We start from the raw sequence: 22,401 nt of genomic DNA on the forward strand, positions 1-22,401 counted from the left end.
GGAGGCTTGCATGAGTGAAGTCATCGACCGTCCATTGCGCGATGATGAGAAGCCCGCCGCGACGCGGCTGCGCATCGTCGATTGCGACGTGCATCCGAGCCTGCGCTCGACGGATGATCTCAACGAGTTCCTGCCGAAACGCTGGCAGCAGCATTTGAAGGACTATGGCAGCCATTTGCGCACGCCTTATCTGTTCACCACGCCCTATCCGCGCTCCTCGCCGCTGATCGCCCGGCGCGATGCCTGGCCGCCGACCGGCGGGGTGCCCGGCTCCGATCTCGCCTTCATGCAGAAGCAGCATCTCGACCCGCTCGACGTCGAATTCGGGATTCTGCAGGTGCTCGATCTCTTCATCTTCTCGCAGCAGAACCTCGAATTCGGTGCCGCGATCCAGCGCGCCATCAACGATTGGCAGCTGGCGTTCTGGTCGCATCGCGATCCCCGACTGAAGGCCTCGATCCTGGTCGGGCAGGACGGCGTGGACCTCGCCATCGCCGAAATCGAGCGCTGCGCCAAGATCGGTGAGTACATCCAGATCAACGTCTCGCCGCGCGCCAACGAGCCGCTCGGCCGCCGCCGCTACTGGCCGATCTACGAGCGCGCGCAGGCGCTGGATTTGCCGCTCGGCATCCATGTCGGCGGCTATGGCGGCCACGCGCCGACCGGCGGCGGTTGGCCGTCTTATTATGTCGAGGAGCATCAGTCCAACGCGCACACCATCGCGGCGCAGCTCGCCAGCCTCGTGATCGAGGGGGTTCCGGAGCGGTTTCCGAAGCTGAAGATCGTCTTCATCGAAGGCGGCTTCGGCTGGATCCCGTCGGCGGTGTGGCGCATGGACCAGCACTTCGAGCGCTTTCGCAGCGAGGTGCCGCATCTGAAGCGCAAGCCATCTGAATATGTCCGCGAGAACTTCTGGTTCACGACGCAGCCGATCGACGAGCCGGACGAGGCGCGGCATCTGCGGTCGCTGATCGAATGGGTCGGCATCGACCGGCTGCTGTTCTCGTCGGACTATCCGCACTGGGATTTTGACGATCCGCGCTTCGCCTTCAAGACGCCGCTGACTGAGGCCGAGCGGAAGAAGATCTTCAGCACCAATGCCCGTGCGGTCTACAAGTTCTGAGCAGAGGGTTTCTGAAGAGACATGGCCCGCCACATCGTCGCATCGACCACGGAGATTCCACCCGGCGGCAACAAAGTGGTTGCTGTTGCCGGGCGCGATATCGTCGTGTTCCACGTCAATGGCGAATTCTTTGCGCTCTTGAACCGCTGCCCGCACGAGGGCGCGCCGCTGGAGAAGGCCGCCTGCGTCGCGCGACTGACCTCGCCGGAACCCGGCGTCTACGAGCGCTCGCGCGTCGGCGAGATGCTGCGCTGTCCCTGGCATGGCTGGGAGTTCGACATGCGCAACGGCCAGTCCTGGTTCGACCCGAAGCGTGTCAAGATCCGGTCATATCCCGTCGCGGTGGAGCGCGGCGACGACTTGCAGAAGGGCCCGTATGTGGCCGAGACATTTCCGGTGCATGTCGAGGACTCCTACGTGATTGTCGAAGTTTGATTCGGCATTGCCGATTGAGATTCCAACGCAAGTGCGATATGGCTCTCGCGCTTTCCAGAGGCGGAGACGAGCGTTGTCGAAACAATCCCTGCGTGAAGAGGCCGAGCGCCTGATCCGCGAATCGATGGAAAAGAAGTCTATCGTCGTGAAGCAGGGCACCACCCGCATCGAAGCGGTCTGCGGCAAGTGCGGCGCGCCAAACCGGGTCCAGGCGGAAAAAGGCCAGAACCGCGTCAAATTCGCCTGCAAGAATTGCGGGCACAAGCAGGAGACGCTGTAGGCTTCTTCACCTCGCCGCAAGAGCGGGGAGAGGGCGTGAGAGAGCGGTGCACGCCTAACGCCCCTCCACGAATTTCTTGAACGCATCCGCATAATCCGGATGCCAGCGCGATAGCGGCGGACGGTTCTCGACGATATCTCCCGCGGCCCACAGCATGCGCTTCTCGTCGAGGGCGCGCGGCACGTCGTTGTCCGGGCACAGGATGTAGAAATCGCCGGCCTCCAGCCGCGCCAGCATGAAATCCACGGTCTGCTCGGCGGTCCAGGCGCCGGCCGGCTTCTCGGTGCGGCCTTTGGCGGTGAGGTTGGTGAAGACGAAGCCCGGAATCAGCAGATGCGCGCGGATGTGGCAGTCTTTCGTATTGCGCAGCTCGTGCTCAAGCGCTTCCGTAAAGGCCTTCACGCCGGCCTTGGAGACATTGTAGGCGGGATCGCCCGGCGGCGTGGTGATGCCCTGCTTCGAGCCGGTGTTGATGATGAGGCCGCACCTGCCGCGCGCGATCATGTTGGGTGCGAAGATCCGCGAGCCGTTGATGACGCCCCACATGTTGACGGCGATGATGCGCTGCCAATTGTCGGGCTCGGCGAACAACGTGCTGCCCGGCTGGATGCCGGCATTGTTCATGAGGAGGTCGGTGCCGCCGAAATGCGCGCCCACGGCCCGCTCGAGTTCCTTGACGCTCTCCGCCTTGCCGACATCGACCGCGAAGGTCATCACATGTGTGGCGGAGGTGATGGATGACAGTTTTGTTGCGGCCTCCGCCAGCCGTGCCTGATCCACGTCAGCGATGCACACCTTCATGCCGGCGCGCGCGAAGGCTGTGGCGGCGGCAAGCCCGATGCCGGACGCGCCACCCGTGATCACGGCAACATTGTCCTTGACGATGACGGGGTGCGGCATGGGTTCGTCTCCGGGCAGGGGGATTGGTCGCGCTATAACATGGCGCTCATGCGACCCTGCTCAAGTCGGCATGGGAGGTCTTCGTTCCGCGCCGCCTTTACGCTCCTCCGGCAGCGCTGTATTTTGGTCGACCTAACGATCCCGCCCAGATCGAACCCAATCAATCACCTGACAGGGAGTGCAGCCATGGCTGTATCGCAAGCTATTCCGATCACGCGCCACCCGTTCGCCAACGGGTCCTACAAGCAGATGCTGATCGACGGGAAGTGGGTGGACGCGGCCTCCGGCAAGCGCTTCGAGACCCATAACCCCGCGACGGGCGAATTGCTCGCTACCGTCGCCGAGGGCGACAAGGAAGACATCGACCGCGCGGTTGCCGCGGCCCGCCGCGCTTTCGAAGGTCCCTGGAGCAAGGTCAAGCCATTCGAGCGGCAGAACCTGCTGCTCAGGCTCGCCGACCTTGTCGAGAAGAATTTCGACGAATTGTCGCAGCTCGACACGCTCGACATGGGGGCGCCGCTCAGCCGCACCCGCGCCTATCGCCTCCGCGCTGTCGGCATGCTGCGCTATTATGCCGGCCAGACCACCGCGATTCATGGCGAGACCATCGAGAACTCGCTGCCCGGCGAGATCTTCTCCTACACGCTGAAGGAGCCGGTCGGCGTCGTCGGCGCCATCATTCCCTGGAACGGCCCGCTCACCGCGACGCTCTGGAAGATCGGCCCTGCCATCGCGACCGGCTGCACCGTGGTGCTGAAGCCGGCGGAAGAAGCGCCGCTGACCTCGCTGCGCATCGCCGAGCTGGCGCTGGAAGCCGGCGTTCCGCCCGGCGTCGTCAACGTCGTGCCCGGCTATGGCGAGACCGCGGGCGCCGCGCTTGCCGCTCATCATGACGTCGACAAGGTCGCCTTCACCGGCTCGCATGTCACGGGCCAGTCGATCATCCGTGCGTCGGCCGGCAACCTCAAGCGCGTCTCGCTCGAGCTCGGCGGCAAGTCGCCGGACATCGTGTTCGCCGATGCCGATCTCGACGCCGCCGTGCCGGGCGCGGCGATGGCGGTATTCGCCAATTCGGGCCAGATCTGCAGCGCCGGCACGCGCCTGTTCGTCGAGCAGTCGGTCTACGACGAGTTCGTCGGCCGCGTTGCCGAATTCGGCAAGAAGCTGCAGGTCGGCAACGGCCTCGATCCCAACGTGCAGATCGGTCCCCTCGTGTCCGAGGAGCAGCTCAAGCGCGTCACCGGCTATCTCGATATCGGCCAGAAGGAAGGCGCGCGGGCGCTCGCCGGCGGCGGCCGCGTCACAGAAGGCGCGCTGTCGAAGGGCTTCTTCGTCTCGCCGACCGTATTCGCGGGCGTGCAGGACAACATGCGCATCGCGCAGGAGGAGATCTTCGGTCCCGTCATCTCCGCGATCGCGTTCAAGGACATGGACGAGCTGGTCAAGCGTGCCAACAACACCACGTTCGGCCTCGGCTCCGGCCTGTGGACGCGCGACGTCAGCAAGGCCCATGCGGTTGCGAAGTCGCTGCGCGCCGGCTCGGTGTGGGTGAATTGCTACCAGGCAATGGACCCGGCCGTGCCGTTCGGCGGCTACAAGATGAGCGGCTACGGCCGCGAGTCCGGCAAGCAGCATGTCGAGGAATATCTCAACGTGAAGGCCGTCTGGATCAAGACGGCGTAAGGCCTGTTCTCTGCCCGCGTTCCGCGGCAAGGAATAACTGCTTTTGTTGGGGGCGGCGCCTTTTCCGGCGGCCGCCCCTCGCTATATGATCCCCATCCTTTCATAGCCATCCGGTGCTCCCCATGAAATTCGAGGCCTTGTTCAAGCCGTTGCAGGTCGGTCCGTACAAGCTCGCGCACCGCGTCGCGATGGCGCCGCTGACGCGCATGCGCGCCGAGCGCGACAGCTTTTCGCCGCGGCCGCTCAACGCCGAATATTACGGCCAGCGCGCGACGAAGGGAGGCCTGATCATTGCCGAAGCCTCGCCGGTGCTCTCGCACGGCCGCGGCAATCCGGCAACGCCCGGCATCTATACCGACGCGCAAATCGCCGGCTGGCGCAAGGTGATCGATGCCGTGCACGCCAAGGGCGGCATCATCTTCCTCCAGCTCTGGCATGTCGGCCGCGTCTCGCATTCCTCTTTCCATGGCGGCGAGCTGCCGGTGTCGGCCTCGGCGATCCCGATCAAGGCCGAGGGCATGAAGGCGATGACCGCCGACGGCAAGATTGCCGACTACGAGAGGCCGCGGGCGCTGGAGACCGATGAGGTCAAGGGCATTGTCGAGGCTTTCAAGCAGGGCGCCAGGAACGCGCTTGCCGCCGGCTTCGACGGCGTCGAGATCCACGGCGCCAACGGCTATCTGCTCGAGCAGTTCCTGCAGTCGCGCAGCAACCAGCGCACGGATGAATATGGCGGTTCGATCGAAAATCGCGCGCGGCTTCTGCTCGAAGTCACGCAGGCCGCGATCGACGTCTGGGGTGCGAACCGCGTCGGCGTGAGGCTGTCGCCGCACGGCATTGCCAATGATTCCGGCGAGCCCGATCCGATGCCGCTTTACACCCATGTGGTGAAGGCGCTCGACAAGCTCGGTCTTGCGTATTTGCACTTCATCGAGCCGCGCTCAAGCGGCGCCGGCCGGGCAGACGTGCATTGGGAGAACGTGCCCTCGGCCATGGTACTATTCCGCCCGTACTACAGCGGCGTGCTGATGACCGCCGGCGGCTTCACGGGCGAGACCGCGAATGCTGCGATTGCCGACGGCCACGCCGACATCATCGCCTTCGGCCGCATCTTCATCTCCAACCCGGACCTGCCGCGGCGCCTGGAGCGCGATTACCCGATCACGCCGTATAACCGGGCGACGTTCTATGGCGGCGAGGAGAAGGGGTACACGGACTATCCAGTGTACGATGAGCTGACGCCGGCCTGATCTGTCATTCCGGGGCGGCGCGCAGCGCCGAGCCCGGAATCCATTCCTCCGCCTGAACCTGTGGCTCGATGGATTCCGGGCTCGCGACTTTGTCGCGCCCCGGAATGACAGTGGTGTATTGTCCACGCGCATTGACGACGGGAAAACACCATGGCCAAAGCCGCAGCCGCCGCAGGAACAGCCACGGGCCAGTGCCTCTGCGGCAAAATCACCTTCGAGATCGACATCCCCGCGCGCTGGGCCTGGCACGACCATTCTGCCGCCAGCCGCCGGGCCCACGGCGCGGCCTACGCCACCTATGTCGGAAGCTGGAAGAAGCGTTTTCGTATCACCTCCGGCAAGACCGCGCTGACGCGTTACGAGGACAAGATCACAAAAACCACGCGCAGCTTCTGCTCGCATTGCGGCACGCCGATCACCTATGAGCGCCCGCGCGGGCCGCACATGGTCAACATTCCCCGCGCGTTGTTCAGGGAGCGCACCGGCCGCCAGCCGCTCTATCACATCGCCATCGAGGAGCTGCAGGAATGGGCCTATACCGGCGAGCCGCTGGTGCCGCTGAAGGGCTTTCCGGGCGTGGTCTGGCAGCGCTCGAAAAAGAAGAAGCGCGCGGGCGGTGAGGATCCGTTCGAACTTGGGCGCGAGGAGATGTAATCCTTGCTGTTCGCTCCGCTCTCGTGCCCCGGACGCGGTGCGGCACGAAGTGACGCTCCGCTGAGCCGGGGCCCATGCAGCGGAGAATGCGGTGAGCAACTGGGTCCCGGCTCTGCGCCGCATCGCCGTAAGCGCGTTCATGCGCGTCTTAGACGCGCTATGGCGCTGCGTCGCGTCCGGGACACGAGAGCGGGGCTCCCGCGCAACACAGCTATGACGGCGACCGCACTTCCTTGCGCGCCTCCCGTCACTTCGGCCATCATGTCTCGTCCTTGCGGCAACGTCCGCTTCCTGGAGGAAACATGAAGAACAAGATCACCGGCCGCTCCGCCTTTCTCGCGCTGCTCAAGGACGAGGGCATCACGCATCTGTTCGGCAATCCCGGCACCACCGAGCTGCCGATCATGCATGCGCTGAAGGACCATCCCGACCTCACCTATGTGATGGCGATGCAGGAGAGCTTGGTGGTCGCGATCGCCGACGGCTACAGCCGCGCGTCCGGCAAGCTCGTCGCCTGCAACGTCCATGTCGCGCCCGGCCTCGGCAACGCGATGGGCTCGCTCTACAACGCCCAGTTCACGGGCACGCCGATGATTTTGACGGCGGGCCAGCAGGAGCAGGGCCACGGCCTGATGGAGCCGGTGCTCTATGGCCCCTTGGTGCGCATGGCCGAGCCGCTGGTGAAATGGGCGGTCGAGGTGACGCGGCTGGAAGACCTGCCGCGCATCGTGCGCCGCGCCGCCAAGGTGGCGATGACGCCGCCGACCGGCCCGGTGTTCATCTCGCTGCCCGGCGATATCCTCAACAGCGAAGCCGGCATCGATCTCGGCCGCTCCACCCGCATCGACGCGCGCACAAAACCATCGGACGAAGCACTGAAGGCGTTTGCCGCGCGGCTGCTCAAGGCCGAGCGCCCCATCATCGTCACCATGGACGAGGTGGTCAAGAGCGATGCGCTGAAGGAAGCCGCCGAGCTCGCCGAGCTGCTCGGCGCCGCCGCCTATCAATCCTCCACACCCTATGGTTCGCACTTCCTGTCGGAGAGCCCGAGCTTCGTCGGCACGCTCGCGCGCGTCCAGAAGGTCGCGCGCGATACGCTGGTACCTTACGACCTCCTGATCGCGCTCGGCGGCGATCCGCTTCGCATGTCGGTCTATAGCGAGGTGGACGCGCTGCCCGATGGTCTCGGCATCGTGCAGATCGGTCTCGTCGATTGGGAGATCGCCAAGAACCACAGTGCCGAGATCGCGCTGAAAGCTGATCTGAAGGAAACGCTGCGTGCGCTGATCCCGGTGCTGAAGGAGATGGGTGGCGCTGCGCTGGCGAGCCGCAGCAAGCAGCGTCTCGCTGAACTCGCGTCGAAGAACTGGACCGCGCGCCGCGCCGCTTTAGTCGAGCAGATCGGCAAGAACGCCGGTCGCAGCCCCATCGATCCCGACTATCTGGTGCTGCAAATGGTCGAGGCCATGCCCGACCATGCGATCCTCGTCGACGAAGGCCTCACCTCCAGCCGCCAGGTTTCGGCGCTGCGCCCGCATCGCGGCCGCTACGACTATCACGGTCTCGCCTCCGGGGGCATCGGGTGGGGCCTGCCGGCCTCGGTCGGCGCCAGCATCGCCAATCCGGATCGCCCGGTCGTGTGCTTCTCCGGCGACGGCAGCGCGATGTATTCGATCCAGTCGCTGTGGACCGCGGCGCATCACAAGCTGCCGCTCAACGTCGTCATCGCCAACAATGGCGGCTACCGCATCATCAAGCAGCGCCTGCTTGCGTTCCACGGCGATGACAATTACGTCGGCATGGATTTCGTCGATCCGCCGGTGGATTTTGCCGGTGTCGCCAAGGCGCTCGGCTGCGAGGCGATCAAGATGAGCGATCCGCGCGAATTGAAGCCGACGCTGGCGTCGGCTTTCAATCGGCCGGGCACGAAGCTGATCGAGGTGATGGTGGATGGGAAGGTGTGAGACGCGACCACATCTCCACATCCTCGATGTCATCGCCCGGCTTGACCGGGCGATCCAGTATTCCAGAGGCATCTGTTGTCTATGGAGAAGCCGCGGAGTACTGGATGCCCCGGTCAAGCCGGGGCATGACAGCGAGGGTGTGGCGCGACTTCCGCCTACCCCTTCTTCCCCACCCGATAGCCCGCGGCCGGATGCGGCGCATCCAGCCTTGCGCGGCCGTCGCCGAACAGCTTTTCCCGTAACGTGCCTTTCGCATAGTCGCTCTTGTACCGCCCGCGCCTGGTCAACTCCGGCACCAGCATGTCGCTGATATCCTCGAAATCGCCGGGCGAGATCGCAAAGGCGACGTTGAGGCCGTCGACGTCGGTCTTCTCGAACCAGTCCTCGATCTTGTCGGCGACGCTTTCGGGCGTGCCGACCACGACCGGGCCGGCGCCGCCGATGCCGACATGCTCGATGACGTCGCGCACGGTCCAGACGCGATCGGGATCGCCGCGGGTGACGTTGTCCAGCGCGCTGCGGCCGGCATCGTTCTGGACATGACGGACCTGCTGGTCGAGCTCGTAGCCGGAGAAGTCGATGCCCGTCCATCCCGACATCAAGGCCAGCGCGCCCTCGGGGCTGATATGTGAGCGGTAATCGGCATACTTCGCCGCGGCTTCGGCCTCGGTGTTGCCGAGGATGATCGTCATCATGTTGAACATCAGGATCTCGGCGGGGTTGCGGCCGAGCTTGGCGGCTTCCTCGCGGATCGCGGCGACGCGCGGCGCAATGATCTTGGCCGACGGTCCCGACATGAACACGCATTCGGCGTGCTTCGCCGCAAACTGTCGGCCGCGCGGCGAGGTCCCGGCCTGGTAGAGCACCGGCGTCCTCTGCGGCGAGGGCTCGCTGAGGTGAATGGTGTTGTTGATGCGGTAGTTCGCGCTCTCATGATTGATGCGATGGACTTTTGATGGGTCGGTAAAAATGCCGCGCTTGCGGTCGCGCAGCACGGCGCCGTCCTCCCAGCTGCCTTCCCAGAGCTTGTAGACCACCTCCATATATTCGTCGGCGATATCGTAGCGGTCGTCGTGCCCGGTCTGCTTGTCCTTGCCGGCACCGCGCGCGGCGCTGTCGAGATAGCCGGTGACGACGTTCCAGCCGATCCGCCCTTCGGTCAGGTGATCGAGCGTCGACATCCGCCGGGCGAACGGGTAGGGCGGCTCGAAGGAGAGATTGCTGGTAACGCCGAAGCCGAGATTTTTCGTCACCGCCGCCATGGCCGAGAGCAGCAGCAGCGGCTCGTTCGACGGCGTCTGCGCTGCGTTGCGCAAAGCTGCGTCAGGACTGTTGCCATAGACGTCATAGACGCCGAGCACGTCGGCCAGGAACAGCCCGTCGAAACGGCCGCGCTCCAGCGTCTTGGCGAGGTCGATCCAGTACGGCAGACGGTTATATTCGGCGGTGCGGTCGCGCGGGTGGGTCCACAGCCCCGGTGACTGGTGCGCGACGCAATTCATCGCAAAGGCGTTGAGCCTGATTTCTTTGGCCATGCTGGTCCCCCGGCGCCCTGTACTGAGCGCTCTTCGAATGATAGACGTGCGCCCCAACTTGGCGAAGTTCTTGCATATAACGCGACCTTGGCAAGGCCAAATTCAGCGGGCGCTCCCGCTCTTGGCAAGCCAATCTCAAGGGCGCAAGAACGAATTCCCAAGGGCCGAACAAGCGCCAAGCAAGAGCTGACCAAGATCTATCCAACTCCCCGCCACTATCGACGGCCAGTGTAGCCCGCCAGGTTCGCCCGCCTCGAAACCTTGAAAACGAAAGCAATGACCAGAGCCGACGCCATCGCCCGCGCCCGGGACGACTTCAAATCCGGTGCGTTCCTCGCTGAACTCGACCGCCGCGTCGGCTTCAAGACCGAGAGCCAGAATCCGTCGCGCGGCCCCGAGCTGCGCGCCTATCTGGAACAGGAGATGGTGCCGGCCTTCGCCGCGCTCGATTTCACCAGCCGCATCGTCGAATCCCCCAGTGGCAAGTCGCCGTTCCTGTTCGCCGAGCATATCGAGAGCGCGTCCGCGCCGACCGTGCTGGTCTATGGCCATGGCGATGTCGTCGACGGCATGGAGGGCGAGTGGCGCGATGGACGCGATCCCTGGCGCACGACGGTCGCGGGCACGCGCCTCTATGGCCGCGGCACCGCCGACAACAAGGGCCAGCACAGCATCAACATGGCCGCGCTCCGCGCGGTGCGCGAGGCCCGCGGCGGCAAGCTCGGCTTCAACGCCAAATTCATCGTCGAGATGGGCGAGGAGATCGGCTCGCCTGACCTGGGCAAGGTCTGCGATCTCAATCGCGATGCACTGAGGGCGGATCTGTTCATGGCGTCCGACGGGCCGCGTTTGTCCGCGGATCGGCCGACGCTGTTCCTCGGCTGCCGCGGCGGCATCCGCATTCATCTCGACGTCAATTTGCGCGATGGCGGCCATCATTCCGGCAATTGGGGCGGCGTGCTCGCCAATCCCGCCACCATCCTCGTCAACGCGATCTCGACGCTGGTCGACGGCCATGGCCGGCTCCAGCTCGACGCGCTGAAGCCGCCGCGCCTCACCAACCAGATCCGCAGCTATCTCGCCGACGTGCAGGTGGTGCCGACCGCGGACGAGCCGGCGCTCGCGGAGAACTGGGGCGAGGAGGGTCTTTCGGCCGCCGAGCGCCTTTATGCCTGGAACACGCTCGAAGTGCTGGCGATGTCATCGGGCAATATCGAGAAGCCGGCGAATGCCATTCCAGGCCATGCCAATGCCGTGCTGCAACTGCGCTTCGTGGTCGGCACGGAGGTCAACGGCCTGATCGATGCGGTCCGCGCGCATCTGGTGGCAAAGGGCTTTCCGATGGTCGAGGTGCGGGCCGCCCAGAGCTTTGCGGCATCGCGCACCGATTTCGACAGCCCCTGGATCAAATGGGCGGCGGATTCGGTGAGGGAGACCACCGGCAAGCCGCCAGCGGTGCTGCCGAATTTCGGCGGCTCGCTGCCCAACGACGTGTTTTCCGAGATTTTGGGCCTGCCGACGATCTGGGTCCCGCACTCCTATCCCGGCTGCTCCCAGCATGCGCCCAATGAGCACATCCTGCTGCCATTGACCGAAGAGGCCTTGACGGTGATGGCCGGGCTGTTCTGGGATCTCGGGGAATTGCCCAGACCTTTGGCCTAAAGCCCGCTGGCCTGAGCCCGTTAACCTGCGCCGCAATCCAGCCGAAAGTCACATTCTAATCCGGCCCAATCTGTGCTTGCATCCGGGCCGCATCATCCTGAAAGGGGACCAAAAAAGTGAAACATTTCCGTAGCATCGGGCTCGCGCTCGCCGCGACCTTCGCCGTCAGCCAGGCCGGGGCCCAGGAGCTGACCGGCACGCTGAAGAACATCAAGGACACCGGCGCCATTACGCTCGGCTTCCGCGACTCCTCGATCCCGTTCTCCTATCTCGACGACAACCAGAAGCCCGTCGGTTTCGCGATGGACATCTGCTACAAGATCGTCGACGCCGTGAAGAAGGAGCTCAAGCTCGACAAGCTCGAGGTCAAGCTCAACCCGGTGACCTCGGCCACGCGTATCCCGCTGATGGCCAACGGCACCATCGACCTCGAATGCGGCTCGACCACCAACAACGCCGAGCGCCAGAAGCAGGTCTCCTTCACCAACACCCACTTCCTGACCGCGAGCCGCTATGTCTTCAAGAAGTCGAGCGGCATCAAGTCGATCGACGACCTCAAGGGCAAGACGGTGGTCTCGACCGCCGGCACCACCAACATCAAGCAGCTCACCGAAGCCAACGTCGCCAAGGGCCTCGGCGCCAACATCATCCCGGCCAAGGACCACGCCGAAGCCTTCCTGATGGTCGAGACCGATCGCGCGGTCGCCTTCGTCATGGACGACATTCTGCTCGCCAGCCTCGTCGCCGGCTCCAAGTCGCCTGACGACTACGCCATCTCCAAGGATGCGTTCTCCAAGCCCGAGCCCTATGGCATCATGCTGCGCAAGGACGACGCGCCGTTCAAGAAGGTGGTCGATGCGGCAACCGCCGCGCTCTACACCTCGGGCGAGGGCCAGAAGATCTATGACAAGTGGTTCACCCAGAAGATCCCGCCGAAGGGCCTGAACCTCAACACCCCGATCTCGGCCGAGCTTAAGAACGAGTTCGCAAAACCGTCGGACTCGCCGAACCCGGACGACTATAAGTAAGCTACTACCTCGATCTTTTCGATCGGGATCATGTCCGGCCACTCTTGACACCAGAGTGGCCGGACATTTGCATAGGCGGCGCCGGGACATATCTGATCGGCGCGTTCGCGCGGGGGACACGTGAACTACCACTGGAACTGGGGAATTTTCTTCGAGCCGAACCCGATGGGGACCGGCACCTATCTCGACATGCTGCTGTCGGGACTGGTGCTGACCCTGAAGACGGCCGTGCTCGCCTGGATCATCGCGCTGATTTTCGGCTCGCTGATCGGCGTCATGCGCACGCTGCCCTCGCGAGGCGCGTACTGGTTCGGCTTCTGCTGGGTCGAGTTCTTCCGCAACATGCCGCTGCTGGTGCAGCTGTTCCTGTGGTTCTTCGTGCTGCCGGAATTGCTGCCGAAGGCCGCGGGCCTGTGGCTGAAGCAACTGCCGAACGCGCCGTTCTGGACGGCTGCGATCGGCATCGGTTTCTTCATGTCGGCGCGCGTCGCGGTGCAGCTGCAGGCCGGTATCGGCTCGCTGCCGCGCGGGCAGAAGATGGCGGCGACCGCGCTCGGCCTCACCACCGTGCAGGGCTATCGCTACGTGCTGCTGCCGATGGCATTCCGCATCATCCTGCCGCCGCTGACCTCCGAGTTCCTCAACACCATCAAGAACACGGCGGTCGCGATCACCATCGGCCTGATCGAGCTGACCGGGCAGGCGCGCTCGATGCAGGAATTCTCGTTCCAGGTGTTCGAGGCCTTCACGGCCGCGACCCTGATCTATCTCCTCGTCAATACGGTCGTCGTGACCTCGATGCGCTTCCTCGAGCGCTATGTCGCGATCCCCGGCTACATCACGGGGAAATAGCGCCATGCTCGGGAGTTTCGATTTCGACGTCATCCGCCGCTCGCTGCCCTATCTGTTCTACGAGGGCATGACCTTCACGGTGACGCTGACTGCGCTTGCGGCGCTCGGCGGCCTCATCTTCGGCACGGCGATCGCCTTGATGCGGCTGTCCGGCTACAAGACGCTCGGACGCATCGCCGGCCTCTATGTCGACTTCATGCGCTCGCTGCCGCTGGTGCTGGTGATCTTCTGGTTCTACTTCCTGGTGCCCTATATCGGGCAGTGGCTGACCGGCGCTTCGCGCCCGATCAGCGTCGGTGCGTTTGCGTCCTCGCTGATCACCTTCATCATGTTCGAAGCGGCGTACTTCTCCGAGATCATGCGCGCCGGCATCCAGTCGATCTCGCGAGGACAGCCGGCCGCGGCCAGCGCGCTCGGTCTCAGCTACGCCCAGACCATGCGCTACGTCGTGCTGCCGCAGGCGTTCCGCAACATGCTGCCGGTGCTGCTGACGCAGACCATCGTGCTGTTCCAGGACACCTCGCTGGTCTACGTGCTGTCGATCCCGGACTTCCTGGGTGCGGCCAGCAAGGTCGCGCAGCGCGACGGCCGTCTGGTCGAGATGTATCTGTTCGCCGCAATCGTCTACTTCACCATCTCCTGTATCGCGTCTTTCGGCGTTCGCCGCCTGCAGTCGCGCATCGCCATCATTCGATAGGTGGAAACGTGGAATCGGTATTCGGAACGCGGTGCCCCTTCACCTCTCCCATAGGGAGAGGTCGGATTGCGTCAGCAATCCGGGTGAGGGGTTTTGCTCCAACGATAGACCTGAACCCCTCACCCGGCGCTTCGCGCCGACCTCTCCCCTTGGGAGAGGTGAACCGAGTCTGCCGCAGGGCTTGAGAGACACATGATCGAAATCAGCCACGTCAACAAATGGTACAGCCCGACTTTTCAGGTGCTGACCGACTGCACCACCAGCGTCACCAAGGGCGAGGTGGTCGTCGTCTGCGGTCCCTCGGGCTCGGGCAAGTCGACCCTGATCAAATGCGTCAACGCGCTGGAGCCGTTCCAGAGCGGCGAGATCACCGTTGACGGCACCAAGGTGCACGATCCCAAGACCAACCTGCCGAAGCTGCGCTCGCGCGTCGGCATGGTGTTCCAGCATTTCGAGCTGTTTCCGCACCTCAAGATCATCGACAATCTGTGCCTGTCGCAGGAGAAGGTGCTGGGCCGGCCGCACGACAAGGCGGTCGCGAAGGGCATGCAGCTCCTCGAGCGCGTCGGCCTGAAGGAGCAGGCGCAGAAATTCCCGGCGCAGCTCTCCGGCGGCCAGCAGCAGCGCGTCGCGATCGCCCGCGCGCTCGCGATGGATCCGATCGTGATGCTGTTCGACGAGCCGACCTCGGCACTTGATCCTGAAATGGTCAGCGAGGTGCTCGACGTCATGGTTGACCTCGCCCGCGAAGGCATGACCATGATGGTCGTGACCCACGAAATGGGCTTTGCCCGCAAGGTCGCCAACCGCGTCATCTTCATGGACCGCGGCGAGATCGTCGAGGACGCGGAGAAGGAGGACTTCTTCGGCAAGCCGCGCAGCGACCGCGCGCAGAAATTTTTGTCGAAGATTTTGTCGCATTAATCGATCGTCATCCCTGGCCGCGTAGCGCGAACCCGGGATCCGTCGGGCAGCAGTCCGAGAAGCCAAATGGATTCTCTGATGCGCAATTGCGCATCAAAGCTCGTCGTTGCGCGACGCCCCGGAATGACGAATAGAGGGTGCTCGGCGCGCCCATTTCGCGTATAAGCGCGCCAAATCCACCCCTCCAGGAGACCTGCCTTGGACTCGATCGCCTACGTCAACGGCTCATTCGTCCCGCTCTCGGAAGCCAGGATCTCGGTCCTCGACCGCGGCTTCCTGTTCGCCGACGGCATCTACGAGGTCTCGGCGGTGCTGGACGGCAAGCTGGTCGACAATGCCTCGCATCTGGCGCGGCTGGAGCGGTCGGTCGGCGAGATCAAGCTGCAACTGCCGGAGACGATCGCGCGCATCACCGAGATCCAGAAGGAGCTGATCGCGCGCAACAAGATCGAGAGTGGCCTCGTCTACCTCCAGGTCACGCGCGGTGCCGACAAGGGCCGCGACTTCCCCTTCCCCAAGGCCGACGTCAAGTCGAGCCTGGTGATGTTCACCTCCGAGAAGGACATCATGGGCTCCACGGCGGCCAAGACCGGCATCAACGTGATCACGGTGCCCGACATCCGCTGGGAGCGCCGTGACATCAAGAGCGTGGCGCTGCTGGCGCAGGTGCTGGCCAAGCAGGCCGCGGCGGAAGCCGGCGCGGGCGAAGCCTGGATGCTGCAGGACGGCTACGTCACCGAGGGCGGCTCGTCCACGGCGTTCATCCTGACCAAGGACGACGTCATCGTCACGCGGCAGAATTCCAACGCGATCCTGCCGGGCTGCACCCGCAAGGCCGTGATCGCGCTTGCGGAGGAACGTCAGCTCCGTGTCGAGGAGCGCGCCTTCACGGTCGCCGACGCGCTCGCCGCCAAGGAAGCCTTCATCACCTCGGCCTCGTCCTTCGTGCAGCCGGTGGTCGCCATCGACGGCAAGACCATCGGCGACGGCAAGCCCGGCCCGGTTGCGACACGGCTCCGCGAGATCTATGTGGAGTTCGCGAAGGCGACAGCGGTTTAAGCCGCACGCTCAGCTGTCATCGCCCGGCTTGACCGGGCGATCCAGTATTCCAGAGACCTTTGTTATTAGAACCGAGAGGCCGCGGCGTACTGGATGCCCCGGTCAAGCCGGGGCATGACAGTTGAGAATGCGGAGGCGGTGCCGTGCATCACGCTGCTGCCGCTTCCCTCACGCCACCGACGCCTTCACCTTTACCGGATGCACCGCGCGGAACGCGATCGCCAGCCGGTTCCAGGCGTTGATGGCGCCGATCAGCATGGTCAGGTTCACCATCTCCGCGTCGGAGAATTGTGCGCGGACGTCTTCGTAGGCATCATCCGGCGCATGCGTCTGCGAGATCAGCGTCACCGACTCGGTCCAGGCCAGCGCAGCGCGCTCGCGGTCGGTGTAGAGCGGGGATTCGCGCCAGGCATTGAGCAGATAGATCCGCTGCTCGGTCTCGCCGCGCTTGCGCGCGTCCTCGGTGTGCATGTTGATGCAGAAGGCACAGCCATTGATCTGCGATGCGCGGATCTTGACCAGCTCGATCAGCGACTTCTCCAGACCGGTCGACTGGACCTGCTCCTCCAGCGCCATCATCGCCTTCATCGTATCGGGGGCGGCCTGGTAGAAATTCATGCGCGGTTTCATGGTCGTTCTCCTTGCTTGAGTTGACTCAGTGGGCTCCGCCGGCCGAGCTCTGGCCGGGTTTCTTCAGAAAGAAGACGGCGACCAGGGCGACGATCAGCGCCATGCCGAGCAGGTAGAACGTGTCGCTGAAGGCGAAGATGAAGGCCTGCTTCTGCACGGTATGGCCGATCGCGACATAGGCGCGATGCGCCGCGTCCGCACGGTCGAGCACGCCGTGATTGACGAAATATTGCGTGAGCTGCTCCAGCCGCGTCCGCGTCGCCGGCTCGAACAATGAGACCGACTGCATCAGCACGTTGGAGTGATACTGCTCGCGTTTGGTCAAGACGGTCTGGAGCAGCGCGATGCCGACGGCGCCGCCGAGATTGCGCATCATGTTGAACAGACCGGAGGCCGAGCCCGCATTCTCCGGTTCGATTCCTGATGTCGCCACCGCCGACAGCGGCGCCAGCACCAGCGCCTGGCCGATGGCGCGGACGATGTTGGGCCACAGCAGCTGGTCGGCGGCGTAGTCATTGGTCATGTAAATGTTCATGAAGTTCGAGGCCGAGAACAGCGCGAAGCCGATGCCGATGATGATCCGCGCATCGAAGCGTTGCATCAGCCGCGGCACCAGCGGGATCAGCACGAGTTGCGGCAGTCCGGTCCACGCCAGCACCATGCCGATCTGCTCGGCATTGTAGCCCTGGATGCGCGCCAGATATTGCGGCAGGATGAACACCGAGCCGTACAGCGCGACGCCGAGCAGGAAGTTGGCGAGCATGCCAAAGCCGAAATTGCGGCGGACCAGCAGGCGAAGGTTGAGCAGCGGCTTCTTCACGGTGAGCTCGATGATCAGGAAAGCGGTCAGCGCCACGGCCGCGATCACGCTGAGCCTGACGATGAAGGGCGAGCCGAACCAGTCGTCCTTGTTGCCTTCCTCCAGCACGGTTTGCAGCGCGGAGAGACCGATCGCCATGGTGATGATGCCGGCCCAGTCGCCCTCGCGGAGCAGCGACAGCTTCATCGGCTTCGCATCGAGCGCGTACCAGAGCATGCCGACCATGATCGCGCCGGGCACAAGGTTGACGTAGAAGATGTACTGCCAGCCCAGATTCTCGGTGAGATAGCCGCCGATGGTCGGACCGATCGCCGGCGCAAATGTCGCCGACAGCGCGAACAGCGCGAGACCGACCGGTTGCTTGGGCCGCGGCAGCAGCGTGATGATGAGCGTGAACGCCATCGGGATCAGCACACCGCCGGTAAAGCCTTGCACGGCGCGCAGCACGATCATCTGCGGCAGGTCCTGCGCCAGCGCGCAGGCCGCCGACAGCGCCAGGAACAGGACCGCGTTGGTGAGCAGGTAGATCCGGATCGAGAATACCTGCGCCAGCCATCCCGACAGCGGAATTACCACGATCTCGGCGACCAGATAGGAGGTGGAGATCCAGCCCCCGTCGTCGATGCCGGCGCCGATCGCGCCCTGGATGTCGGCGAGCGAGGCGTTGACGATCTGGATGTTCAGCACCGCCATGAAGGCGCCGAGCGTGGCGCCGATCACCGCGATCCAGGTTCTTGCAGAGATCGCCGGCGTGGCGGGCGCCGCGGGAGCGGGGAGGCCGGCGGCGGCGTTGACGGTTGGTTGAAGCGTGCTCATGGAAGCCTCGTCTCGGGTATGGAGACAGGATGCATTGGACGGACGGTTTCGATCATCGAGGAAGCCGGGAAGGATCGTGCGGCGGGACTTGATGATCCCGCCGGTTGTCCGACCTCAGCCGCCGTTCGGACGGGCCGTGTTCTCGGCGAGACGTTTTGCCGCCTCACGCTCGGCCAGCACGGTCTGCTTGGTGTCGACGGTCGGCACCGCCGACATGCCGGGGCGCAGCAGGCCGGCCAGGCTGTCATCGTCGAGCACGACCTTCACCGGCACGCGCTGTACGATTTTGGTGAAATTGCCGGTGGCATTGTCGGGCGGCAGCAGCGCGAATTCGAGACCGCTCGCCGGCGACAGGCTGTCGACATGACCGTGCAGGGTCTGATTGCGGAAACTGTCGACGTGCAGCTCGACCGGCTGGCCGGGGCGCACATGCGTCAGTTGCGTCTCCTTGAAATTGGCGACGACGTAAACTGCATCGAGCGGCACCACCGCCATCAATTGCGTGCCGGCCTGCACGAACTGGCCGACGCGCAACGAGCGGGCGCCGACCGTGCCGTCGACCGGCGCGGTGATCTCGGTGTAGGACAGGTTCAGCGCTGCCTGCTGCGCGACCGCGCGGGCGCGCTCGAGCTGGGCCGTGGCCTGCGCGCGCTGGGTGGTGAGGACGTCGACCTTGCGCTGTGCGGCGACGAGGCCGGATTTGGCATGCTGCAATTGCGCGTTGCTGGCGCGCAGTGCTGCGTCGGTCTGCTGTGCGCGCTGGATCGTGCCGGAGCCCGTTTTCATGAGGTCGTCATAGCGGGCGCGCTCTTCCTGCGCGAATTTCAGATTGGCGTCCGCAGCCGCAACATCGGCCGTGCTCTGCTCGATGACCGGCTGCTGCAGTTGGAGCTGGGCATCGATGTTGCGCACCGAGGCTTCGCCGGCCGCGACGTCGGCCCTGGCCTGGTCGAGCGCCGCCTTGAAATCGCGGTCGTCGATCTTCGCCAGCAGCTGGCCGGCCCTGACCTTCTCGTTGTCGCCGACCAGCACCTTGGCGATATAGCCGGAGACCTTTGGCGCGATGATCGTGGAGTCTGCCTTCACATAGGCATCGTCGGTGGATTCGAGGTAGCGGCCGCGGGTCCAGTAGTCGTGGCCGTAATAGCCAATCGCGGCCGTGCCCGCGAGCAGCGCAAGCGCCAGTGCCGTGCGCCGGACCATGGTGCGGGCCGGAACGGCACGAGGTGCCTGATAATCGTGAGTGATTTCAGTTGCTTGTTGGAATTTTTCGGTGCGGGGCATTTCAGACATGACGGTCTCCTGTCGGCTCGCCGAGACTATCGGTCTTGTTGTCTCAAGAGATAATTGGCGAAATATGGGAAGGATTATCCATCAGGAGTGGATAGTCGTCAGCGTCCCGGCGTGTGATGATCTACTAGGCTGAGCCGGCGGTTGCCCCAGAGCGATCGCCGCGCCTGTCGCGACATTGCGGCCAACGGGCTGCGCGCGAGAGAGGGTTGCGCCTGATCTGTTGGATAATCAGACCGAATTCCTTGCGATTATCGATCGAAAGCGGATAATCAGGCGACATGGACCGATTGACCAGCCTCGAAGTCTTCAGCCGGGTGGTCGAGGCCGGCGGCTTCTCTGCGGCGGCCCGCAAGCTCAACATGTCCACCACCATGGTGAGCAACCACGTGCAGGCGCTGGAGGACCGGCTCGGCGTGCGGCTGCTTCAGCGCACCACGCGCAAGGTGAACCTCACTGAAGTCGGCAAGGCCTATTACGATCGCTGCGTCCAGATCCTTGCCGATATCGAGCAGGCCGACGACATCGCCGGCGCGCTGCAGTCGACGCCGCGCGGCACGCTGCGCATCCACACCGCCACCCATATGGTCTCGTTCGTGGCCCCGGTGATGGCCGAATTCCTCGCGACCTATCCCGAGGTCAAGGTCGATCTGCGCATGGGCGAGACCAATGTCGATCTGATCGAGGAGGGTTTCGATCTCGCGCTGCGCATGATCGCGCCGCCGGACTCCAGCCTGATCGTGCGGAGCCTTGCGACCTGGCGTCACGTGCTGTGCTGCTCGCACGCCTATATCGAGGCGCATGGCCGCGTGCAGACGCTGGAGGAACTCGCCGCGCATAATTGCGTGCGCCACATCAACTATCCCTTTGACGAGTGGCGCTTCTTCGATCGCAAGGGCGCGCCGGCCTCGGTGCGGGTCTCGGGCAATCTGATCACCAACAGCGGCGAAGCGCTGCGCGAGGCCGCGCTCCAGGGCGCAGGCATCAGCCTCGCCGCCGGTTTTCTGGTCGGCGACGATCTCGATGCCGGCCGGCTGGTGCGGCTGCTGCCGGAGTATCGGCCGGTCGAGATGTCGATGAACGCCGTCTATCCGCATCGGCATCATCTGTCGGCGAAGGTGAGAACCTTCATCGACATGCTGGTCCATCACAGCGCCGAGCAGCAGAAGCTGATCAATCCGTATTCGTGAGCGGCGGCAGAAGCGACGCGCCCACCATCTCTTCGTCATTGCGAGATGCCGTAGGGTGGGCAAAGGCGCACTTGCGCCGTGCCCACGTTCCTTCTCGATCGCAACAAATGCGTGGGCACGCTCCGCTTTGCCCACCCTACGAGAGCGTCAGCGTGGCGGCGGCAGTCGCCCAAACACGGTATCCAGCGCCATGCCGATCGCCAGCAAACTGCGGTCGCTCCCCGCCGGGCCGTCGAGCTCGATCCCGATCGGCAATTTGCTCGTCGCACCCAGCGCAATCGGAATCTGAATCCCGGGAATGCCGGCATTGCTGCCGGGGTCGGTGTTCTGGATGAACAGGCCGAAATTCTCGAGGCTGCTGGAATCGGGGGTGGAGGCAATCGCGACGCGCGGCGTGGTCGGGAAGGCGATGGCGTCGAGCCGGTTGTTCGAAAACGTCTTGCTGTAGAGCGCCTGCAGCGCAGGGCGTGCGGTCTTGATCGCGGCCTCATAGATCGGCTTGGCATCCACCGGTGTGCCGTCAGGGCCGGGCAGCTTGCGCGGGATCACCAGGCCATCGAAGATGCCCTTGACGTCGGAACTTGCGATCTGCTTCGCCATGTCGTCGATGCCGAGGCCGGTGCCGGTATGCGCGAGATAGGCGACCATGTCGTCATAGGCTTCATAGAGCGCGACGGGAAAGCCGACCTGAGCATTAAGTCCGGCAAGCGCCGCCATCTCGATCTCGATCACAGTGACACCCTGCGATTTCATTTTCGCGACGGCCCCCTGGAAAGCCGACTCGGTGTCGGCATCGAGATTCGCCAACATCGATTTGACGATGCCGATGCGGACCTGCGTCAGATCGGCCGGCGCAATGGACTCGCCGCCTGTGATGACGCGGTCGAGCAGCGCGACGTCCGCCATGGTCGCGGCCATTGGCCCCGCGGTATCGCGGGTGTGCGAGATCGGCGCGATGCCGCCTTGCGGATAGCGCCCGGCGGTCGGGCGCAGCGAGGCGCATCCGTTCAGCGCCGCGGGCACGCGGACCGATCCGCCGGTGTCGGTGCCGAGCCCGCCCGCCACGATCCGCGCGCCGAGTGCGGCGCCCGTCCCGGACGAGGAGCCGCCCGCGATCAGCGCGCGGTCATAGGCGTTGCGCACGCCGAACTCCGCGCCGGTCTTGAACGCGGTGTTGTAGCCGGAAATGCCGAAGGCAAGCTCGTGCATGCTGGTCTTGCCGATGATGATCGCGCCTGCGGCGCGCAGCTTTGCGGCAACCGGCGCATCCGCTTTCGGAACGTAATCTTTCAGCGCCGGAGTGCCGGCGCTGCAGGGCAATCCCGCGACCTCGATGTTGTCCTTGACCACGATGGGCACGCCGCCGAGCGGTTTTGACGTGTCGCCGCTCGCGTCGAATGCGGCGGCGGCCTTCAGGGCGCCGGCCTCGTCCAGAGTGATGAAGGCGTTGAGATCGGCATGGGCCTTGGCGCGGCTCAGTGCTTCCGTCGTGAGCGCGGTGCTCGTCACCTTGCCGGCGCGGAGGTCGGCAATGGCCTGGGTCAGGGTCAACTGGTCGAAATCCATGATGCGTCACTCCATTGCGGAGACGCCAACAGGGCGCCCGCTT

At 64.5% G+C, this 22,401-nt stretch carries 20 protein-coding genes; 14 read left to right on the plus strand and 6 right to left on the minus strand.

The features are described 5' to 3' along the window. The first annotated feature begins 10 nt into the window (after window positions 1–10). The 3 genes from HYH08_RS23325 (at window position 11) to HYH08_RS23335 (ending at window position 1,838) form a co-directional block, all read left to right on the plus strand. Window positions 11–1,123 (plus strand): amidohydrolase family protein, encoded by a 1,113-nt coding sequence (locus HYH08_RS23325; protein WP_220012168.1) that lies wholly within the window; start codon window positions 11–13, stop codon window positions 1,121–1,123. 21 nt (window positions 1,124–1,144) lie between these two features. Continuing rightward, window positions 1,145–1,558, plus strand: a complete 414-nt coding sequence (locus tag HYH08_RS23330; RefSeq protein ID WP_220012169.1) for a Rieske (2Fe-2S) protein — start codon at window positions 1,145–1,147, stop codon at window positions 1,556–1,558. Window positions 1,559–1,631: 73 nt separating this feature from the next. Further along, window positions 1,632–1,838: a hypothetical protein gene (locus HYH08_RS23335; RefSeq protein WP_220012170.1), complete on the plus strand. Its 207-nt coding sequence runs from the start codon at window positions 1,632–1,634 to the stop codon at window positions 1,836–1,838. A gap of 54 nt (window positions 1,839–1,892) precedes the next feature. On the opposite strand, the gene HYH08_RS23340 is transcribed toward HYH08_RS23335, so the two are convergent. Further along, complete coding sequence (locus HYH08_RS23340) at window positions 1,893–2,738, minus strand: SDR family NAD(P)-dependent oxidoreductase (RefSeq protein ID WP_220012171.1); 846 nt, start codon at window positions 2,736–2,738, stop codon at window positions 1,893–1,895. Window positions 2,739–2,924: 186 nt separating this feature from the next. Between HYH08_RS23340 and HYH08_RS23345 the strand changes: the two genes are divergently transcribed. From HYH08_RS23345 to HYH08_RS23360, 4 genes are all read left to right on the plus strand, one after another. Beyond that, window positions 2,925–4,421, plus strand: coding sequence for an aldehyde dehydrogenase family protein (locus HYH08_RS23345; RefSeq protein ID WP_220012172.1), 1,497 nt, complete (start codon window positions 2,925–2,927; stop codon window positions 4,419–4,421). A 122-nt stretch (window positions 4,422–4,543) separates the two neighbouring features. Continuing rightward, window positions 4,544–5,671 (plus strand): alkene reductase, encoded by a 1,128-nt coding sequence (locus HYH08_RS23350; RefSeq protein ID WP_220012173.1) that lies wholly within the window; start codon window positions 4,544–4,546, stop codon window positions 5,669–5,671. Window positions 5,672–5,821: 150 nt separating this feature from the next. Further along, window positions 5,822–6,325: a GFA family protein gene (locus tag HYH08_RS23355; protein WP_220012174.1), complete on the plus strand. Its 504-nt coding sequence runs from the start codon at window positions 5,822–5,824 to the stop codon at window positions 6,323–6,325. 302 nt (window positions 6,326–6,627) lie between these two features. Next, window positions 6,628–8,289 carry a thiamine pyrophosphate-binding protein gene (locus HYH08_RS23360; RefSeq protein ID WP_220012175.1) on the plus strand — a complete coding sequence of 554 codons (1,662 nt, stop codon included), beginning with the start codon at window positions 6,628–6,630 and terminating at the stop codon, window positions 8,287–8,289. Window positions 8,290–8,444: 155 nt separating this feature from the next. Here HYH08_RS23360 and HYH08_RS23365 read toward each other — a convergent pair whose 3' ends face one another. Continuing rightward, window positions 8,445–9,824 (minus strand): LLM class flavin-dependent oxidoreductase, encoded by a 1,380-nt coding sequence (locus HYH08_RS23365; protein ID WP_220012176.1) that lies wholly within the window; start codon window positions 9,822–9,824, stop codon window positions 8,445–8,447. A gap of 276 nt (window positions 9,825–10,100) precedes the next feature. Here HYH08_RS23365 and HYH08_RS23370 point away from each other — a divergent pair, with 276 nt between their 5' ends. The 6 genes from HYH08_RS23370 to HYH08_RS23395 all read left to right on the plus strand — a co-directional run bounded on the left by HYH08_RS23370 (window position 10,101) and on the right by HYH08_RS23395 (window position 16,046). Beyond that, window positions 10,101–11,486, plus strand: coding sequence for a M20 family metallopeptidase (locus HYH08_RS23370; RefSeq protein ID WP_220012177.1), 1,386 nt, complete (start codon window positions 10,101–10,103; stop codon window positions 11,484–11,486). A 116-nt stretch (window positions 11,487–11,602) separates the two neighbouring features. Next, window positions 11,603–12,514, plus strand: a complete 912-nt coding sequence (locus HYH08_RS23375; RefSeq protein WP_220012178.1) for an amino acid ABC transporter substrate-binding protein — start codon at window positions 11,603–11,605, stop codon at window positions 12,512–12,514. A 120-nt stretch (window positions 12,515–12,634) separates the two neighbouring features. Further along, the gene (locus HYH08_RS23380; RefSeq protein ID WP_220012179.1) at window positions 12,635–13,366 is read left to right on the plus strand and encodes an amino acid ABC transporter permease; all 732 of its coding nucleotides are present in this window, start codon (window positions 12,635–12,637) and stop codon (window positions 13,364–13,366) included. A 4-nt stretch (window positions 13,367–13,370) separates the two neighbouring features. Further along, window positions 13,371–14,063 (plus strand): amino acid ABC transporter permease, encoded by a 693-nt coding sequence (locus HYH08_RS23385; RefSeq protein WP_220012180.1) that lies wholly within the window; start codon window positions 13,371–13,373, stop codon window positions 14,061–14,063. A gap of 192 nt (window positions 14,064–14,255) precedes the next feature. Next, window positions 14,256–14,987 (plus strand): amino acid ABC transporter ATP-binding protein, encoded by a 732-nt coding sequence (locus tag HYH08_RS23390; protein WP_220012181.1) that lies wholly within the window; start codon window positions 14,256–14,258, stop codon window positions 14,985–14,987. A 198-nt stretch (window positions 14,988–15,185) separates the two neighbouring features. Further along, window positions 15,186–16,046, plus strand: coding sequence for a D-amino-acid transaminase (locus tag HYH08_RS23395; RefSeq protein WP_220012182.1), 861 nt, complete (start codon window positions 15,186–15,188; stop codon window positions 16,044–16,046). Between the two features lie 168 nt (window positions 16,047–16,214). On the opposite strand, the gene HYH08_RS23400 is transcribed toward HYH08_RS23395, so the two are convergent. From HYH08_RS23400 to HYH08_RS23410, 3 genes are all read right to left on the minus strand, one after another. Further along, a complete protein-coding gene (locus HYH08_RS23400; protein WP_220012183.1) occupies window positions 16,215–16,676 on the minus strand; it encodes a carboxymuconolactone decarboxylase family protein in 462 nt (153 codons plus the stop codon). A 25-nt stretch (window positions 16,677–16,701) separates the two neighbouring features. Further along, window positions 16,702–18,312: an MDR family MFS transporter gene (locus HYH08_RS23405; RefSeq protein ID WP_220012184.1), complete on the minus strand. Its 1,611-nt coding sequence runs from the start codon at window positions 18,310–18,312 to the stop codon at window positions 16,702–16,704. A 114-nt stretch (window positions 18,313–18,426) separates the two neighbouring features. Then, on the minus strand, window positions 18,427–19,605 hold the full coding sequence (locus HYH08_RS23410; RefSeq protein ID WP_220012185.1) for an HlyD family secretion protein: 1,179 nt from the start codon (window positions 19,603–19,605) through the stop codon (window positions 18,427–18,429). A gap of 278 nt (window positions 19,606–19,883) precedes the next feature. Here HYH08_RS23410 and HYH08_RS23415 point away from each other — a divergent pair, with 278 nt between their 5' ends. Next, window positions 19,884–20,792: a LysR family transcriptional regulator gene (locus HYH08_RS23415; RefSeq protein ID WP_220012186.1), complete on the plus strand. Its 909-nt coding sequence runs from the start codon at window positions 19,884–19,886 to the stop codon at window positions 20,790–20,792. Window positions 20,793–20,939: 147 nt separating this feature from the next. On the opposite strand, the gene iaaH is transcribed toward HYH08_RS23415, so the two are convergent. Beyond that, window positions 20,940–22,358 (minus strand): indoleacetamide hydrolase, encoded by a 1,419-nt coding sequence (gene iaaH, locus HYH08_RS23420; RefSeq protein WP_220012187.1) that lies wholly within the window; start codon window positions 22,356–22,358, stop codon window positions 20,940–20,942. Between the last annotated feature and the right edge of the window lie 43 nt (window positions 22,359–22,401).

Origin of the sequence: Bradyrhizobium sp. BR 10289, assembly GCF_019455385.1 — a bacterium.
Classification (GTDB): Bacteria; Pseudomonadota; Alphaproteobacteria; order Rhizobiales; family Xanthobacteraceae; genus Bradyrhizobium.

What these genes read in the sequence shown, in the direction of transcription:
- HYH08_RS23345 (WP_220012172.1), top strand. Translation starts at nt 2,925, where the DNA reads ATGGCTGTATCGCAAGCTATTCCGATCACGCGCCACCCGTTCGCCAAC.
- HYH08_RS23370 (WP_220012177.1), top strand. Translation starts at nt 10,101, where the DNA reads ATGACCAGAGCCGACGCCATCGCCCGCGCCCGGGACGACTTCAAATCC.
- HYH08_RS23385 (WP_220012180.1), top strand. Translation starts at nt 13,371, where the DNA reads ATGCTCGGGAGTTTCGATTTCGACGTCATCCGCCGCTCGCTGCCCTAT.
- HYH08_RS23360 (WP_220012175.1), top strand. Translation starts at nt 6,628, where the DNA reads ATGAAGAACAAGATCACCGGCCGCTCCGCCTTTCTCGCGCTGCTCAAG.
- HYH08_RS23330 (WP_220012169.1), top strand. Translation starts at nt 1,145, where the DNA reads ATGGCCCGCCACATCGTCGCATCGACCACGGAGATTCCACCCGGCGGC.
- HYH08_RS23400 (WP_220012183.1), bottom strand. Translation starts at nt 16,676, where the DNA reads ATGAAACCGCGCATGAATTTCTACCAGGCCGCCCCCGATACGATGAAG.
- iaaH (WP_220012187.1), bottom strand. Translation starts at nt 22,358, where the DNA reads ATGGATTTCGACCAGTTGACCCTGACCCAGGCCATTGCCGACCTCCGC.
- HYH08_RS23365 (WP_220012176.1), bottom strand. Translation starts at nt 9,824, where the DNA reads ATGGCCAAAGAAATCAGGCTCAACGCCTTTGCGATGAATTGCGTCGCG.
- HYH08_RS23410 (WP_220012185.1), bottom strand. Translation starts at nt 19,605, where the DNA reads ATGTCTGAAATGCCCCGCACCGAAAAATTCCAACAAGCAACTGAAATC.
- HYH08_RS23390 (WP_220012181.1), top strand. Translation starts at nt 14,256, where the DNA reads ATGATCGAAATCAGCCACGTCAACAAATGGTACAGCCCGACTTTTCAG.
- HYH08_RS23405 (WP_220012184.1), bottom strand. Translation starts at nt 18,312, where the DNA reads ATGAGCACGCTTCAACCAACCGTCAACGCCGCCGCCGGCCTCCCCGCT.
- HYH08_RS23340 (WP_220012171.1), bottom strand. Translation starts at nt 2,738, where the DNA reads ATGCCGCACCCCGTCATCGTCAAGGACAATGTTGCCGTGATCACGGGT.
- HYH08_RS23325 (WP_220012168.1), top strand. Translation starts at nt 11, where the DNA reads ATGAGTGAAGTCATCGACCGTCCATTGCGCGATGATGAGAAGCCCGCC.
- HYH08_RS23350 (WP_220012173.1), top strand. Translation starts at nt 4,544, where the DNA reads ATGAAATTCGAGGCCTTGTTCAAGCCGTTGCAGGTCGGTCCGTACAAG.
- HYH08_RS23355 (WP_220012174.1), top strand. Translation starts at nt 5,822, where the DNA reads ATGGCCAAAGCCGCAGCCGCCGCAGGAACAGCCACGGGCCAGTGCCTC.
- HYH08_RS23415 (WP_220012186.1), top strand. Translation starts at nt 19,884, where the DNA reads ATGGACCGATTGACCAGCCTCGAAGTCTTCAGCCGGGTGGTCGAGGCC.